Annotated in this window: 14 protein-coding genes; all 14 read right to left on the reverse strand. The window is 35.9% G+C overall.

Annotation, left to right across the window (positions count from 1 at the left end):
- Nucleotide 1: 1 nt before the first annotated feature.
- Complete coding sequence (gene glgA / locus RE409_RS15420; RefSeq protein ID WP_201224237.1) at nucleotides 2-1,441, reverse strand: glycogen synthase GlgA; 1,440 nt, start codon at nucleotides 1,439-1,441, stop codon at nucleotides 2-4.
- Nucleotides 1,442-1,457: 16 nt separating this feature from the next.
- Complete coding sequence (gene glgD / locus RE409_RS15425; RefSeq protein ID WP_201224235.1) at nucleotides 1,458-2,564, reverse strand: glucose-1-phosphate adenylyltransferase subunit GlgD; 1,107 nt, start codon at nucleotides 2,562-2,564, stop codon at nucleotides 1,458-1,460.
- A gap of 17 nt (nucleotides 2,565-2,581) precedes the next feature.
- Entirely contained in the window at nucleotides 2,582-3,748 is a 1,167-nt protein-coding gene (locus RE409_RS15430) for a glucose-1-phosphate adenylyltransferase (RefSeq protein WP_201185117.1), read from the reverse strand.
- Nucleotides 3,748-5,688: a 1,4-alpha-glucan branching protein GlgB gene (glgB, locus tag RE409_RS15435; protein WP_201185119.1), complete on the reverse strand. Its 1,941-nt coding sequence runs from the start codon at nucleotides 5,686-5,688 to the stop codon at nucleotides 3,748-3,750. Before glgB ends, RE409_RS15430 begins: the two co-directional genes overlap by 1 nt.
- A 243-nt stretch (nucleotides 5,689-5,931) precedes the next feature.
- Complete coding sequence (locus RE409_RS15440) at nucleotides 5,932-6,945, reverse strand: glycoside hydrolase family 15 protein (RefSeq protein ID WP_201185121.1); 1,014 nt, start codon at nucleotides 6,943-6,945, stop codon at nucleotides 5,932-5,934.
- A gap of 333 nt (nucleotides 6,946-7,278) precedes the next feature.
- Complete coding sequence (locus RE409_RS15445; protein ID WP_309557784.1) at nucleotides 7,279-7,605, reverse strand: AzlD domain-containing protein; 327 nt, start codon at nucleotides 7,603-7,605, stop codon at nucleotides 7,279-7,281.
- Nucleotides 7,596-8,336, reverse strand: a complete 741-nt coding sequence (locus tag RE409_RS15450) for an AzlC family ABC transporter permease (RefSeq protein ID WP_056527315.1) — start codon at nucleotides 8,334-8,336, stop codon at nucleotides 7,596-7,598. Before RE409_RS15450 ends, RE409_RS15445 begins: the two co-directional genes overlap by 10 nt.
- A gap of 32 nt (nucleotides 8,337-8,368) precedes the next feature.
- Nucleotides 8,369-8,887 (reverse strand): mismatch-specific DNA-glycosylase, encoded by a 519-nt coding sequence (locus RE409_RS15455; RefSeq protein ID WP_201185125.1) that lies wholly within the window; start codon nucleotides 8,885-8,887, stop codon nucleotides 8,369-8,371.
- Nucleotides 8,888-9,178: 291 nt separating this feature from the next.
- Nucleotides 9,179-10,345: a MalY/PatB family protein gene (locus RE409_RS15460; RefSeq protein WP_201224225.1), complete on the reverse strand. Its 1,167-nt coding sequence runs from the start codon at nucleotides 10,343-10,345 to the stop codon at nucleotides 9,179-9,181.
- Nucleotides 10,346-11,105: 760 nt separating this feature from the next.
- The gene (locus RE409_RS15465; protein ID WP_056527327.1) at nucleotides 11,106-11,780 is read right to left on the reverse strand and encodes a C40 family peptidase; all 675 of its coding nucleotides are present in this window, start codon (nucleotides 11,778-11,780) and stop codon (nucleotides 11,106-11,108) included.
- 775 nt (nucleotides 11,781-12,555) lie between these two features.
- Nucleotides 12,556-12,831: a hypothetical protein gene (locus RE409_RS15470; protein WP_242486032.1), complete on the reverse strand. Its 276-nt coding sequence runs from the start codon at nucleotides 12,829-12,831 to the stop codon at nucleotides 12,556-12,558.
- Between the two features lie 64 nt (nucleotides 12,832-12,895).
- Complete coding sequence (locus RE409_RS15475) at nucleotides 12,896-13,045, reverse strand: hypothetical protein (protein WP_242486033.1); 150 nt, start codon at nucleotides 13,043-13,045, stop codon at nucleotides 12,896-12,898.
- Between the two features lie 174 nt (nucleotides 13,046-13,219).
- A complete protein-coding gene (locus RE409_RS15480; protein ID WP_098175024.1) occupies nucleotides 13,220-14,062 on the reverse strand; it encodes a YitT family protein in 843 nt (280 codons plus the stop codon).
- Nucleotides 14,063-14,535: 473 nt separating this feature from the next.
- Nucleotides 14,536-16,104: a class I adenylate-forming enzyme family protein gene (locus RE409_RS15485; RefSeq protein ID WP_201250816.1), complete on the reverse strand. Its 1,569-nt coding sequence runs from the start codon at nucleotides 16,102-16,104 to the stop codon at nucleotides 14,536-14,538.
- Nucleotides 16,105-16,162 lie beyond the last annotated feature (58 nt).

Here is a 16,162-nt window from a genome sequence, read left to right on the forward strand (position 1 = left end):
TTTATCTGATTTTTACAGGAATTAAGCTTTCATACAGGTCAAGATATTTTACGGATGACGAAGCCCAACTAAAATCTAGTTTCATTGTATTTTCAACCAACTTCTTCCACCTTTTCGGCTGGAATTTATACATTCCTACTGATTGCTCAATTGTATGAAGCATATCGTGTGCATTATAATTCGTAAAACTAAAACCATTTCCCTCGTCAGTAAATTGATTGTATGGAATCACCGTATCCCGAAGCCCACCGGTCTCCCTTACTATCGGTAATGTACCATACCTCATCGCCAAGAGTTGCCCGATTCCACATGGTTCGAATTGAGAAGGCATTAAAAATAAATCAGATCCAGCATAAATCCGTCTTGCCAATCCTTCATCAAAGTATGTATTCACCGAAACTTGATTTGGATATTGATCAGCCAGATTACGGAAGACCGATTCATATTGTTCATCACCGGTACCTAGTAGAATGAATTGAATTCCTTGGTTTATCATTTCATGAAAAACATGAAGAATAAGGTCAATTCCTTTTTGATCAACCAGCCTGGTTACCATTGATATAACAGGGATGCCATCATTGACTGGGAGATTCAATGATTCCTGTAACTGACGTTTATTTTCCATCTTTCCATTATAGGTGTTAAAGGGAATCGAAAGGAATTCATCTGTGACAGGATTATATTCTTCATAATCAATCCCATTAATAATTCCTCTAAGATCGCCACTTCGTTTACTCAAGAAACCATTCAAATTCTCACCATAATATGCAGTCTGAATTTCTTCTGCATAACTTGGGCTTACAGTTGTGACAATGTTTGAGAAAGCAATACCTGCTTTCAGATAACTGACATTTCCATGGAATTCTAGTCCGTCGATATTAAAATACAATTCACTCAAATCCAATAATTCTGCTAGAACAGTTTTTGAATAAACTCCTTGGTAGCGTAAATTATGTATCGTAAATACTGTTTTAATATCTTGGTAGAAAGGATGATTGTGATAATGAGCTTTCTTCAGGACACTGACCAGGCCTGTTTGCCAATCATGACAGTGAATGATGTCCGGCTTTTCTTCTAAATAAGGTAGAGCTTCTAAAATGGCACGGGAGAAAAAGGCAAATCTCTCACCATCATCGAAAAACCCATAACTTCCATGTCTTTTGAAATAATATTCATTATCAAGAAAATAATATGTAATTCCATTTGCAACAAGCTTTTCAATTCCGCAAAATTGCTGACGCCATCCAACAGGAACTTCGATACTCGTAATATGTCTCATATCCTGTTTAAAATGAAAAGGAAGATCCTCAAATTTTGGAAGAATAACACTTACATGGACTCCCTGTTTTTTTAGTGCTTTCGGGAGCGCACCTATTACGTCTCCTAGCCCTCCCGTTTTTATAAAAGGGGCGCATTCTGAAGCAGCAAATAAAACATTCATTGCCGCACCTCCTCTATTAAATAATTTCTGCTTTTTTTATTACAGTCGGTTGTTTTATACCAATAACTGTTTTCTCACTAGTAATTTTTACTTCTTTGTCAGTAATAATATTTTCTACGATTGCCCCTTCTTCTATCTCACCTTTTTGCATGATGATACTATTCCTTATGATAGCACCTTTTTTTACCTTTACCCCACGAAAAAGTATACTGTTTTCGACAGTCCCCTCAATAACACAACCGTTGGCTATTAAAGAATTGGTAACCTTAGAGGATCCTGAATATTTGGTAGGTGCTTCATGTTTAATTTTTGTATAAACATCCCATGTATCACCGAAGAAAGAGCGGATAACTGAGGGATTCAAAAAATTCATATTGCTTGAATGAAAACTTTCAATCGAGTGGATAAATGGCATATCTCCGGTGAAATTGTAACCTTTAACATTAAAACGATGAAGGTTAGCTTTTACAGCATCTTTCAAGAAGTCATTTTCCCCACTAGCTACACAGCCTTTGATCAATTTCACCAAAAGGGTTTTACTAATAATGAAGGTTTCTAGACACACATGGTCTCCAGGTCTAGGGATCGTATAAAAGCTAATGTCCGTGATATCTTCATCTGAATCAACTGAGCAGGTGTGATAAATTGGTTTTTCTATCAATTCCCCTACATAATCTTTATAGACGACTGTGATATCTGCTTTATGTTTTTTATGATAAGCAAGTACTTCATTAAAATCTATTTTGCATACATGACTTCCAGGAGAAATGATAACTGTTTCTGCATCAGCCCTCTCAAAAAAGCTGAGATGATCATAAAACTGTTTCATATCACCTGTCACAGTTTCATCTGGATGGATAGGAGGCAAGATGAACAACCCTCCTGAACGCCGATCCAAATTCCATTCTTTCCCCGACCCAAGATGATCCATAACAGAAAGATATTTTTCCTTTGGAAAAACGGCTACCTTCGATACATCTGCATTTATGAAGTTCGACATCGTAAAGTCAATTAGACGGTAACGTCCACCAAATGGCACAGATGCTACATTACGATGAGCAGTCAACTCTTTTAAATGTTGTCTTTCATTGATTAAGTTAATAATTCCCAACACGTTATCCATAACATCGTCCCCTTTTTCTAGTTAAGAGTAATCTTTTTTTTGTTTGGATTTGTAATGGTCTGATTTTCGCCTATCAAGGTAATTTCAGAATTAACGGCTGAATTGCCTACTACAGCACCATCTTCTATAACACAATTGCTGGCAATAATACTTCTTTCTATATGAACGTTTTTACCAATCGTAACATTAGGCATAATGACTGAATCTTTAATCGTTGATCCATATCCCACCTGTACATTATAGGATAAAACTGAGTGATCAATGTTTCCATGTATCATGCAGCCCTCATTAATAAGCGATTGGCTGACCTCTGCTTCTGATGATATATATTGTGGAGGGTGATTTGCATTTCGAGCAAAAATCTTCCACTGCTGATCATCCAACTGGAAATTTGGTGTTTCCTCCAATAAATCCATATGTGCCTGCCAAAGGCTCTCAACGGTTCCAACATCCTTCCAATAATCATTAAAACGATAGGCAAAAAGTTTTTTTCGATCTTCCAGCATCTTTGGAATAATGTTGCTGCCGAAATCATTGGATGAATTCACATCTTTTTCATCGTTAATTAAGTATTTCCTTAAGGTCTTCCAATTGAAAAGGTAAACACCCATAGAAGCCAGGTTACTCTTTGGATATTTTGGTTTCTCATCGAATTGGGTAACCCTATCGGCCTCATTCGTATTCATAATGCCAAAACGGCTTGCTTCCTGCCAAGGTACTTGAATGACAGCTATTGTGGCCTCTGCATTTTTTTCGATATGATAATCAAGCATTTTGCTGTAATCCATTTTATAAATATGGTCACCTGATAGGATCAACACGTGTTCCGGATCATAGTTATCAATGTATTGGATATTTTGATAAACAGCATTGGCTGTTCCTTTATACCACTCGCCGCCTTCTTTCCCTTGATATGGAGGAAGAACAGAAACCCCGCCAACATCTAGATCTAAATCCCAAGCTTTACCGTTACCCACATAATCATTAAGTATCAAAGGCTGATATTGGGTCAGTACCCCAACAGTATCAATACCAGAATGAGTGCAGTTACTCAATGGAAAATCGATGATTCTATATTTACCCCCGAACGGAACAGCTGGTTTTGCCAGCCCAATAGTTAATTCACCTAATCTTGAACCCTGCCCTCCTGCCAATAACATTGCAATCCATTTTTTCGCTCCCATTAATCGTTCACTCTCCCGCGTCTTTTTTTGGTTTGCTTCATGTAAATCGATACGCCTAATGGAGGTACTGTTATTTCCATACTGAATAGTTGATTATGATAAGGCTCTTTTTTTACATTTATGGGTTCTTTATTAACCTGACCTGACCCTCCGAAAGCTACAGAATCACTATTAAAGACCTCTATATATTTCCCCTGAGATGGTACACCGATTTTATAATGATTATGAGTCTGAGCAGAAAAATTACAGACTACAATACAATAATCGCCTTTGCGTTTACCTTTTCTCATAAAGGTAAGAATACTCTGACTACTATTGTTAGGATCTATCCATTCAAAACCCTCCTGATCATGATCTAGTCTCCATAGGCAAGAAGTTTCTCTATATAATTCTTGGAGGCTACGGAAGTAATGTGCTAGCTTTGTGTGTGATTCATATTCCAATAGCAGCCAATCTAATTGCTCCTCATCTTTCCACTCAATAAACTGACCAAATTCCCCACCCATAAAGAGAAGTTTCTTTCCAGGATGAGTCATAAAATAACCCAAGAGTAAACGCAAATTCGCAAATTTCTGCCAATAGTCACCTGGCATCTTATTCAATAAAGACCTTTTGCCATGAACTACTTCATCATGTGAAAAGGGTAATACGAAATTCTCTGAAAAAGCATAGAAAAATGAAAAGGTTAAAAGGCTGTGATGATTTGGTCTTTCACTCGTATCAAGTTTCATATATCGAAGAATATCGTTAGTCCATCCCATATTCCACTTATAATTAAAACCTAGACCGCCTATATCGGTAGGAGAAGTTATAAGTGGCCGGTCTGTTGCTTCTTCAGCCATCATTAAGGCGTTTGGATACTTCTTAAAAACCACTTCATTAAGTTTTTGCAAAAATTGTATTGCCTCAATGTTTTCTTCACCGCCATTTTGGTTTTTTAACTTTACCGGCAAAGGGTTATCATGATTTAAATACACCATAGAAGATACCGCATCGACACGAACCCCGTCGATATGGTAAACGTCCATCCAAAACAACACATTTGATATGAGAAAACTAATTACCTCTGGTTTAGTAAAATCGAAATTGTATGTTCCCCATATTGGGCGATCAGCTCTAGTATAGTCAATTGGTTCATAGAGAGGTGTTCCATCAAATCGGGCAAGACCATGCGCATCTTTACAAAAATGGGCGGGAACCCAGTCAAGAATTACACCAATACCATTTTGATGGCAGCGGTTTATAAAATACTTGAAATCTTCTGGTGAGCCATAACGGCTATTTACTGAATAATATCCAGTAACCTGGTATCCCCAAGATTTATCGAATGGGTGTTCCAATATGGCCATGATTTCCACGTGTGTAAAACTATTATCAATCACATAGTCAACTAATCTATCAGCCAGTTCACGGTACGAATAAAATTCCCCGTCCTCTGTCTGTTTCCATGTTCCCGGATGAACTTCATATATCGACATAGGTTTATGATAAATATTTTCTTTTTTCCTATCGGCTATCCATTTCGAATCTTGCCATTCAAAATTATCCAACCTTTTAATGATAGAGGCTGTATTTGGTCTTATTTCCGAATAAAAAGCATAAGGATCGGCCTTTAGGATACGTTTATTTCCGGGTGTATGTATTTCGTATTTGTATAGCTCTCCTTCTTGTAATCCTGGTACAAACAACACCCAGATACCTGAACGCTCAATCCGCTCCATAGCATGATCATTTCCATCCCAATTATTAAAATTACCGACTACTGAAACTTGCTTGGCATGGGGTGCCCAAACGGCAAATCTGACTCCTGTTTTACCTGATGATGTAACAAAGTGTGCCCCAAGCATTTTATAACTTTCATAAAGGGTTCCTTCATGAAATAAATACAAATCAAATTCGCTTGGATAAATCTCTTGTAGCTGGTCGATAATTGTATTCAAATTTTACCCCTCCATCAACATGAACTCGATAGCATTTTTCCCTTCCTTCCCCAGATATTATATATATTCGATGGAAATTATATTAATCCTTCAAATGGAGGTGAAGTTATTGTAATTAATGCCCTTTTTTTAAATTTTAAAACATTTTTCGTAAAATATAACCATTTTATGTAAAAATAAAGTACAAAATTAAAGCCCTTCCCATATTTTAGGAAGAGCTCTAAGTAGCCATGTACGAAAACTTCATGTTACTTGTTCAGTACGTATCATTTTAGTTTTTGTTAAGAATAAATAAGATAAAGAAACGGACCATGCCAGAGGAGTATTTCCGTTAGGAATATTACTGCCTCCGATATATAATTCAGGAACTTCCCAGTTCTCTGGTATTATATTTTTTGTTTTCTCTATATATTCCTTTGCCTTGTTCATCATACCTAGTTCATGATAGCATAATCCCAGCCACGGAAGTCCGAAACACCACTCTGCTTCTTGACCTTCATTATAATAAAGGTCCCTTTCATACCGTATACAGCCGTTTGTTCTTTCAAGACGTTCTGAAACATTCTGCAATATTTTAAGGGCTGTATCTCGATCGACAAGCCGGTAAGGATAAATTAAAGATAGTAGGGCTAAGTCCGTCTCTTTCGTATAGCTTTCTCTTGGAAGCAAAAAACGAAGTGTTTCCTCACCCCTTTTAATTAATTCCTCTTTTACGTTGACTAGCATTTTAACGGAATTCAAACCAGCTACACAGGCACCGATACTGGAAGCGTGAATTTCTATATTTTCTTCCCACATGCCATTATCTTCTGATTGCCAATATTGAAGGCATTCCAAGTAGTTAACTAACTTTTGAACAATCCGTAAATCATGCTCATCTCTTAACACCTTTTTACCATGCCGATACCCTTCACCAACTCCCCATAAAAAGGCACCAATCGCATCATTTTGAGCATGCCCCCACTCTTCCGGAAGTTCTTTAAGATCAGTGGAATATCTAGAATGGATAAATTCAAAAAGATACTGGGGTTTCTGTTCAGTATGAATATCTATTTTCCATTCGTAGGTTCGAAATAACTCAAATAAAGCATGGTACGCTTTCTCATAACGATCGGATGTATCATTTAAAAAAGGCAATACTGTATATACGACATCCCGGATCCAGACATAATTATAATCATTGGAAACACTCGCTGTATACGCTCCATTGGAAAGACGCATACGATCAAGAACCTCTAGTGCACCGTTTACATTCATTAGTTATACACCTCCGAAGCTATTTGCTTATTCTCATTGTTGACAGCCTTCCATTTTCTAAACGTTTTGTCATTTATTTTAAATTAGAAGCGCTTTCAATTCAGTTATCAGAAACTACATTCTAGAAGTTCATTTACATTAGTTTATGTACTAAAGGTCTCTTTTGATAATCAAGCTTTCAATGTTCTCTAAAAAGCGTTATATGCCTATTTGATAAGAAAAAACTTTATATTTTTTGCTATTTATATATGAGCACAAAAAAACTAGTAATGATTACTCACTACTAGTAATATTGTCCTGTCGTTATAATGTTTAGTCTTTATTTTGCCTATTTTAAAAGAAAAATCTCATTACCATCAAAGATAGTACTCCTATTAGAACAGTTACTAATAAACTTCTAGTAAAAATGGCAACTATAAACGTCGGTATAGCCGCAGCTAAATTCAGTGCATTTTCCTTAATTGAAAAGGCCTGCTCTGATAAAAGAAGTTCTTGTGCAAGCAAAGCAGCCATAACGGCTACTGGTACATGCTTTAACCAATTGATTCCCCACTCAGGAATCTCCATTTTGCTAAGCAGCATTAATGGAACGACTCTGGGGATGAAGGTTACAATTGAAGTACCTAAGATAACAAGAAGGATATATCCTGTTATTTCCATCTTTCAATCACCATCCCTATCGCTGAAGCTAATATTGTTGCAACTATAACGCCTGTACTTCCAGGAAAGATAAAACTTATAGCAACCACAATTAAAATGGCACTTAAAGCGACTACAAGATCTATGAAAAACTTTTTTTTACTTAGAATCTGTAAAACTAATAGACCAATAAACATAGCAGGCAAGGCAAAGTCCATCCCGTATTTTTCTGGATTCGGAATCCACTGGCCAAAATAACCCCCTGCCATGTTTGCAACAAACCAGTTTAAATAGGCTGCTAGATTCAGGCCTAACATCCATTTAAAATCAAGTTTTTTCTTTTTCTGCGCTTGGGTGACAGCCACTCCAAACGTTTCATCAGTTAATAAGGCTCCTGTTATCAGGTTTTGCCTCGAGGTTTGATGTCGGAAATAAGGTGCCAATGCTGCACTTAATAAAAGATGACGACTGTTAACGAAAAATATCGTGAAAATAATGGCCGATACCGGATGGCTTGCAGCAATCATACCTGCTGCTATAAATTGGCCGGATCCTGCATATAGTAAAAGAGACATAAGTGCCACTTCAATCATGCTTAATCCTGACGTTTTTTCGACTACCCCTGCTGCAAAACCAATGCTTAAGTATCCCAATAATGTCGGAATACAATCCTTAACGCCCTGCCAAAAGCCTTCACCTTCTTTAACATCGGAAAAAGTACCACTTTTCCATTCCGCACTATCCTGACTCATATAAAACTCCACCCTTGTTTTAGTATGTAACATTAACTATATTTTAAATTGTCGATAAGTACTGGCAACTCACTATATATTTCAATAATTTCTTCAATTCTCATTCTTACTAAACCGCTTGATGATGGAGCAACAAATTCCTTCGTCACGACATCGTCTGAATTTTTTTGGAGTCCCCATGCAATTTTTCGTATTTGCCGATATTCCTGATAGACACCCTTACCAACGAAACAGACTAGTAAAGGTTTATATTTTTCAATTTTTTTCTTTAATTGTTTCCTGCCTTCTTTATACTCTTCTTTTGTGATTTCATCAGCAGCTTTGGTAGGCCTAGAAACGATATTTGTAAAACCATAGCCTAAATCTAGTAATGAAGAATCTTCAGTTGGGTGATATTTTCTAGGTGTAAGTCCAGATTCGAAGAGAATTTTCCAAAAGCGATTGTTGGGATTCGCATAATGATGACCTGTCTGTCCCGAACGGATACTTGGATTAAAGCCAACAAACAAAATATCTAGGTTTTCTTTCAAATGATCGGATATGCCTTCCATTGTAAAACCCCTTTTCCATTTTCTTATATATTATTGTACAAAACTGAAAAATATTTTCCTACCTTTTCCGACATTATTTTGCTGAAAATGTAATAGGTAACTAGGAGTGTTGGCGCCACCCATATAGTCCGAGGTTTTCGGGCCATATAATGCCGAATCGACACGCACCAGACTTTACAGAAAGGGTCTTTTCCTTTCTGGAAAGTCTGTAGTAACACCCGCCTAACACAATGGAAAGGTAGTGGATTTATTCATGAGTAAAATAAAGAAGAAACCTGCTAGCAAAAATCGTTAGCAGGTTTCTTCTTTTCCTTTTACTGCCGCTTTCATTCTAAGTAAAGCCTCAGTTAGAACCTCACGCGGACATGCAATATTTATACGTTCAAAACCATAGCCACCGCTACCGAACTTCATACCTTCATCGAGGCGAACTCTTACATTTTCTAAGAAGAACGAATGCAATTTGTCATGTGGAATTCCTAGATCTCGACAATCTAACCAAATCAAATGGGTTGCTTCTGGTTTCACAACTTTAATTGAAGGAATATATTCTTTTAAAAAGGAACAAACATATTGAAGATTCTCTTCCAAATACTCCTTTACTTCTTGTAGCCAAGGTAAACCTTTATAGTAGGCAGCAATCGTTCCCTCCACGGCAAAGGCATTTGGACGCATTAATCCATATCCTGTTAAAAGCGCCTCATACTTTTCTTTAACATCTCTATTCGGAATAATAAAAATAGAGCTTTGCATTCCCGCAATGTTAAATGTTTTACTCGGTGCAGCACATGTAATAGAAAATTTTAAATGGTTTGGATGAACCGTTGCAAATGGTATGTGTTTATAACCTGAGTAAGTTAAATCTCCATGCATTTCATCCGAAATAACAAAGACACCATGTTTATCACAAATTTCTCCTATTTTTCTCAATTCTTCAGGAGTCCACACTCTACCTACTGGATTGTGAGGGCTACACAAAATAAATACTTTCGTATTTGGCTGTGATGCTTTTTCCTCAAAATCTTCAAAATTCATTTCATAGGTACCATTCGAATAAATGAGAGAATTGTTTAAAATGGTACAACCTTGTGTTTCAATCGTAGAAAAGAACGGATAATATACGGGGTCTTGTACGATAACCCCATCACCCGGTTGTGTTAATGCTTTTAATAATAAATTAATTCCAGGAATGATTCCCGGGCTAAAAGAAATCCATTCTCGTTTTAACTCCCAATCGTATTGTGTTTTCCACCAATACTGAACAGCATCATAATAACGCTCACAAAACGTACTATACCCGTAAATTCCGTGCAGTGCCTTTTGACTTATGGCATTTACTATTTCTTCTGAAACTTGAAAATCCATATCGGCAATACATAATGGAATAATATCTTGATCTTCTATGTACCATTTAACCGAATGTGTTTTTCTTCGATCAATTAATTTTTCTAGATGCATGACTTTCTCTCCTATCTTTCATCCCCTATTGATAATCAATTCATATTATATAGGAGATTGAAGCACATATTTGGTATGACTTTGGCTTTAAATAAAGTCAGTTATTAACTTAGCAGCCTCGTCCATAAATCTCCTCCAACAAATAATAACATATCAAAAAATGCAGTAACTTTAAGAATAAAACTAAAAAAACAGGCATGCCAGTTAAGTAAGCGTCAATAACAAAGCCAGGAGTTTGTAGTGCCCAAAACATCCATATCTACTTAATTTTACTCGAAAAATTTATAACGCCTTAGATTAAACAACATAATTGATGATACTTAAAACATACTACAGATCATAAACAAAATCCCTATTTTTTTGATGTCCCCATTTCAGAGCCCCTTCGAATTATTATTTGCTTCAATAACTGCATTAATAATTTTCACATCATACTCACTTTTTACTCTTTCTGACTTCCCACACCCTTTATCTTCCAAACACTAATCATTATGCTTCTAAACGGTCAATTCAGACTGGCGACGACTTTAGACTACCAGTAGACCTCATTTTCACAAGTTACGATGATGTTTACGAAAAAAGAGGAGCCGGCACGAACCTAAATATAAAAAAAGCAGAAAAAGAAGTTCATGAATTTTTCAATAAACCTAATGAAGTGGTCTATATAATAACCCTATTGTACTAAAAAAAGCAAAAGCCAGTCCTTTTTTAACAGAACTGGCCTTAAACTCTATATTTATATGTCAGAAAAGTAACCCTATCATTTATATGTTTTTGCTCCTATATATCTATCCGACCAATAACTATTATTCATCGAAGTAATTGATACACCTTTTGAGGAGGAGCTATGAATGAATTGGTTTCCACCGATATAAATCCCCATATGAGAGGCACCTGATTTATAGGTTTCAAAAAACACAAGATCCCCGGCTTTTGGGGAAGAAACCTTTTTCCCCTTCTTGTATACTTCCCCAACAGTTCGTGGCATAGTCACATTGGAACTTTCTTTAAAAACATATTTTACAAACCCACTGCAATCAAAACCTTTTGGCGAACTCCCTCCCCATACATAAGGGACATTCAAATGTTTTTTAGCGTTACTTACCAGCTTAGCAGATGAATAACTGTTTGCTTGTTGGGCGTTTTTTTTGGTTATCCCCAAAGCCTTATAGGTATTCGAACCGACAATACCATCTGCTTTTAGGCCTTTTCTTTTTTGAAATTTCACAACTGAGCTTTTCGTAACCGTCCCAAAATATGTAGTCGTGTTTTTACTAGTGAAGTATCCTTTTTTCTTCAGAACCCCTTGTAATTGTTTAACTTCGGTATGCGTCATTCCACTTTTCAACGTACGATCACCTAATGCAGCATTACTAACTAAAGGATTGGATAGCAACAAACCGGTCACAACACATGCAGCTATAATTTTTTTCATATTATATATTTTCCTCCAGAAAATCTCTTTTTTTAATTCTATCACTCATTCACGACACTTTTTTTTACAGTTTCATTACAAAATCATGCATATTTTGATCTTATATGACATAAACTACAAAACTTGGTAATATATTAGTAATTTTTGCTTACAGTCGAGAAAGTCAACAAATTGTGAACATACTATGTGGCTTTTTACCTTGTCTTTAGCAAAAATATCAAAATGACAAAAGGGGTGCTTCGTTAATTCTTCAAAATAAAAAAACACCAAATGGTAATAGGTGCTTTAATTTCTCTCTATTTTGACTATTTCTTAACGCCTAGATACATTTTTTCGCTCATTTCAATATAGGTCTGATTAGATTATAGTACTCTTGCCGATATTAACGAATGACGTCTCTGAACGATTAAATAAATAAATAAATATAACGCTACTGATTTAGAGCTAAAAGTTGTATTTGACATATCATATCAATGCGCAAGATTTTCGCCAGCAACTTGTACTAATTCACCGGTCACAATTGGTGCAACTATACTTTAGTTAACATTTGCATCACTAACTTTTTTTAGAAGTTTAAGAAGATTTATAATCTATCATAATAAAATCTGTGCCCTTTTCAGTATAAATAGTCAAAAAGAAATATTGGATATTAGAAACGTTGATTCCTTCATTTTTCTTCTTTTTGTTTCGGTTCAATGAGGTTTTTTCCGCAATTCCAAACGCCTCTCTCTTACCAGTGAATAGCATTTGCTTCCTTGAGCAAACCCTTCTTCTTTTATTGTCGAGTTTCTTTTATATATAAAATGCTCTTCTTAAAATCTTTTTCATATTCCTTAACCAACTTATAAAAAGTCGTCTTTATAATGTCTAGTTCTGACATGGCTTTAGCTTTACCAGCTGTCATCTCTTCTGCTTTCCAAAAATCATAGACTTCATTAAACTCTTCCGTTTCTTGAATTTTCGGTCGTCCGAATAGCACACCATTTTGCAAAGCCACATCAATTGCCCCATTCCGTAGTTTTCGAATACGGTCCTGTTCCACTTCCACCATCTAGGAATTGATTTGTAAAACAAGATCCGCAATGAATGTACCTTGGACCTTGGCTATCTTTAAATTAAGTAGTATCCAATAATGGAATATCCATGACAACGATATCCGCTTGGATATTTTTTGTGATCTCATGCCAATCCTGAAGGATTTCTTCTTTGTTTCTGCCAAAACGATCTTGTGAATGAAAGTATAGAACATTCCTGTTCCCAATCATGGGCTTTAATAATTGATATTGAAATTACTTGAAATCCCCCCTTTTTTTTCATAAAGATGTCTCCTTCATTTAGTACTTTAACAAAAGGATAAAAAAACCATTTTATAAAAAAAGACCCATCCGCAAAGGTTTTACTTTTACGAACGGATCTTCCCTTATATCTAATTCTTTTTTCTACCAGACATTTTTAAAATTACCAATGACTTTTTGAGCTGGCATGGCTGAAATAAATGCGTGATCATCTATACTTTGTACAGTTTGACATAATTCTGACCATTGAATATTCACAATCACACAAAGTATGACTTGTTTTTCACTATGTGAGTAGGCACCTAAAGCGTCCCAAGATGTAACACCGCGATGGAACGCTTGATTGAGAGCTTCAGATATCTCTTCTCCCTTATCCGTCACAATAATTACAGAACTTCTTTCCGCCATATTAAGTAAGGATTCATAAGTCTTAGCTCCAACATATAGCGAAAGAATGGTAAACATGGCTGCCTGTACATCAAAAATCACAGCAGAAATAGCAACAATAATCAGATTAACGATAAGACCAAATTTTGCAATGGACAGATTTTTGTGTTTAGCAATGATCCGTCCAAGAACATCTAATCCGCCATTTGAACCTCCTACACGAAGCATGATTGCTCCGCCAGCAAAAGAAATTATACCCCCGAAAATAGAAGCTAAAATAATATTATCCGTCCACATTAGACGAATGGGGATAAAATGAAGGAATATGGTGTCAGAAATGACAGCAAGAATTGTATAAAGGATAAATTTTTTCCCTAAATGGATATATCCTAAGATTAATAGTGGGATATTATAGATAAAATATTGTACTCCCACTGACCAATGAAAAAAGTGGTACAAAATCATACAAATCCCTATGACACCTCCAGACAGTAAATTAGCTGGAAGTAACAATGTATTTGCACCAATAGCAATTAATAAGCTACCAAATATAATACTCAATATCTCAATAACAATCCGGTATTTTCCTTTATTTCTCATATTGTATCCCTTCTCCAATTGTTTGGTAAATTAGATTATTCTCATTCAGAATTATACAATAAAATTCGATTAAGCGTTTACTAATTTTAGGAAGAAACTCTTCAATAATCATGACTGTTTGATGCAAAATACGAAACCACTTCCTTTAAAAAAAGCATCTGCTAGTCTGCAGACACTCCTTTTTGACTTGTTTCTTTTATTATTGAATATAAAGAAGCCTTGAGAATTAAATCTCTAGGCTTCCATTCAATAGAATACATCTTCCCATTCCCTTTAAGAGACACTTATATGACCGCTTTATACCATCAGTTTAGAAATCTTTTTTTATGACTATTTCAATGGTTTCCACATTTATTAGACCTGCTTCGTCCATGTATTTGCAACATTTTTACTGAGTTTAACTGAGCTCTTTTCAGTGTAGAAACAGGCAATAAAAATAATATTTAGTATCCACATCGAATAAGGAATTATATTTAGCGTAAAGTAGAATGCAATTTCGCTCTCAATTCTTCCTGTAACGCTAACTTTTTAATTTTCCCACTAGGGGTCATAGGCAGCTCATCTAAAAAGATAAAACGGTCAGGTACTTTATAATTTGCTATACGTTCTTCAATAAATTCCCGAATGGATTCCTCTGTTTCCTCTTTACCCGGTTTTAATTTAATAGCCGCACAGGCCACCTCACCCATAACAGTATCTGGCAGACCAATAATGGCCACTTCTAATACACTATGATGCTGATAAAGCAATTCTTCGACTTCTCGGGGATAGATATTATAACCTCCCCTAATAATCAGCTCTTTTTTCCTGCCTACGATTCGGAGGTTCCCCTGATCATCTATTGTTCCAAGATCCCCCGTATAAAACCAGCCATCTGAATCAACGGCTTCACTAGTTTTTTCAGGCATCTCAAAATAACCTTTCATGACCCCAGGGCTCCGACAGATTATCTCTCCAATTTCACCTGTAGGCATCTCTTTTCTGTTTGAATCAATAATTTTCACTTCTGAACCAGAAGTTGGCTTTCCAACTGTTTGAGAGCGGATTATATCATCATCTTCCAAGGATGTTACAGTAAGTGTAGAAGACGTCTCTGTAGAACCATAAGCAACAACAATATTACAACCCATTTCGATTCTTATTTTTTTAACAATTTCTTCGGGACATGGAGCTGCAGCAATAATCCCTGTTCTTAGTGAGGATAAGTCCATGTCTGCAAATTCAGGGTGATTAAGCTCCAAAATAAACATAGTTGGGACTCCTTGATGGACTGTTATTTTCTCTTGTTCTACTAGTCTTAAGGCTTTTAATGCTTTATACTCTTCCAACAAAACCATTTTTGCTCCAGCCTCAACGGCTGGCACAATCGATGCAGCCATCCCAAATATATGAAAGACAGGAACAGGAATTAAGAATACATCCTCCTTCGAACTTTCCAATGCTACATTGGTTAATTGAGCAGTTTTTAATACATTATAATGAGTCAGCATTACACCTTTTGGATTACCAGTCGTACCAGATGTATATAGAATCGAAAATATATCTTCTCGAGAATCAATCATGATTTTAGGGGTAGACTTTTCCCTACCTAGCTCGATTAATTCTTCTAAAGACCTATATCCTTCAGATTTACATCGAACCGTAAAGATTTGTTCAAGTCCTTTACTTACTGTTGTGTTATTTACTTTATTCTTAAAAATCTCTATATGATCATTATTGTCTATTAAAAACACTGCTTTTGACCTCGAATTTTCTAATATGTATGAGAGCTCATCTGCTTTATATCTTGTATTACAAGGAACAATGATCGCTCCTATTTTAGCAAGGCTGAATGTAATAGTGACGAATTCATGCCAATTTGGCAAGCAGACCATCACTCGATCTCCTTTTGTAATATTTAAATGAGCAAGCGCTGATGACAGATTTTCTACATCTGAATATAACTCCCTATAGGTAATTCTCCTATAACCATCGAATATAGCTTCCTTATCCGGTTCAGCCTTGTAAGCATTCTCAAGAATACTCTGTATGTCCTTCATCATATTAGCCCCTCCCTGTAATCGCTTTCATTTTTCTGTAAGTCTTATCACCAAACCTTTT

It is taken from the genome of Peribacillus sp. R9-11, assembly GCF_031345095.1.
GTDB classification, from domain to species: Bacteria; Bacillota; Bacilli; order Bacillales; family DSM-1321; genus Peribacillus; species Peribacillus butanolivorans.

Excerpts from the sequence above, each read along its gene's own strand:
- glgA (WP_201224237.1), bottom strand. The coding sequence starts at position 1,441 with ATGAATGTTTTATTTGCTGCTTCAGAATGCGCCCCTTTTATAAAAACG.
- glgD (WP_201224235.1), bottom strand. The coding sequence starts at position 2,564 with ATGGATAACGTGTTGGGAATTATTAACTTAATCAATGAAAGACAACAT.
- RE409_RS15430 (WP_201185117.1), bottom strand. The coding sequence starts at position 3,748 with ATGGGAGCGAAAAAATGGATTGCAATGTTATTGGCAGGAGGGCAGGGT.
- RE409_RS15440 (WP_201185121.1), bottom strand. The coding sequence starts at position 6,945 with ATGAATGTAAACGGTGCACTAGAGGTTCTTGATCGTATGCGTCTTTCC.
- RE409_RS15445 (WP_309557784.1), bottom strand. The coding sequence starts at position 7,605 with ATGGAAATAACAGGATATATCCTTCTTGTTATCTTAGGTACTTCAATT.
- RE409_RS15450 (WP_056527315.1), bottom strand. The coding sequence starts at position 8,336 with ATGAGTCAGGATAGTGCGGAATGGAAAAGTGGTACTTTTTCCGATGTT.
- RE409_RS15455 (WP_201185125.1), bottom strand. The coding sequence starts at position 8,887 with ATGGAAGGCATATCCGATCATTTGAAAGAAAACCTAGATATTTTGTTT.
- RE409_RS15460 (WP_201224225.1), bottom strand. The coding sequence starts at position 10,345 with ATGCATCTAGAAAAATTAATTGATCGAAGAAAAACACATTCGGTTAAA.
- RE409_RS15465 (WP_056527327.1), bottom strand. The coding sequence starts at position 11,780 with ATGAAAAAAATTATAGCTGCATGTGTTGTGACCGGTTTGTTGCTATCC.
- RE409_RS15470 (WP_242486032.1), bottom strand. The coding sequence starts at position 12,831 with ATGGTGGAAGTGGAACAGGACCGTATTCGAAAACTACGGAATGGGGCA.
- RE409_RS15475 (WP_242486033.1), bottom strand. The coding sequence starts at position 13,045 with ATGATTGGGAACAGGAATGTTCTATACTTTCATTCACAAGATCGTTTT.
- RE409_RS15480 (WP_098175024.1), bottom strand. The coding sequence starts at position 14,062 with ATGAGAAATAAAGGAAAATACCGGATTGTTATTGAGATATTGAGTATT.
- RE409_RS15485 (WP_201250816.1), bottom strand. The coding sequence starts at position 16,104 with ATGATGAAGGACATACAGAGTATTCTTGAGAATGCTTACAAGGCTGAA.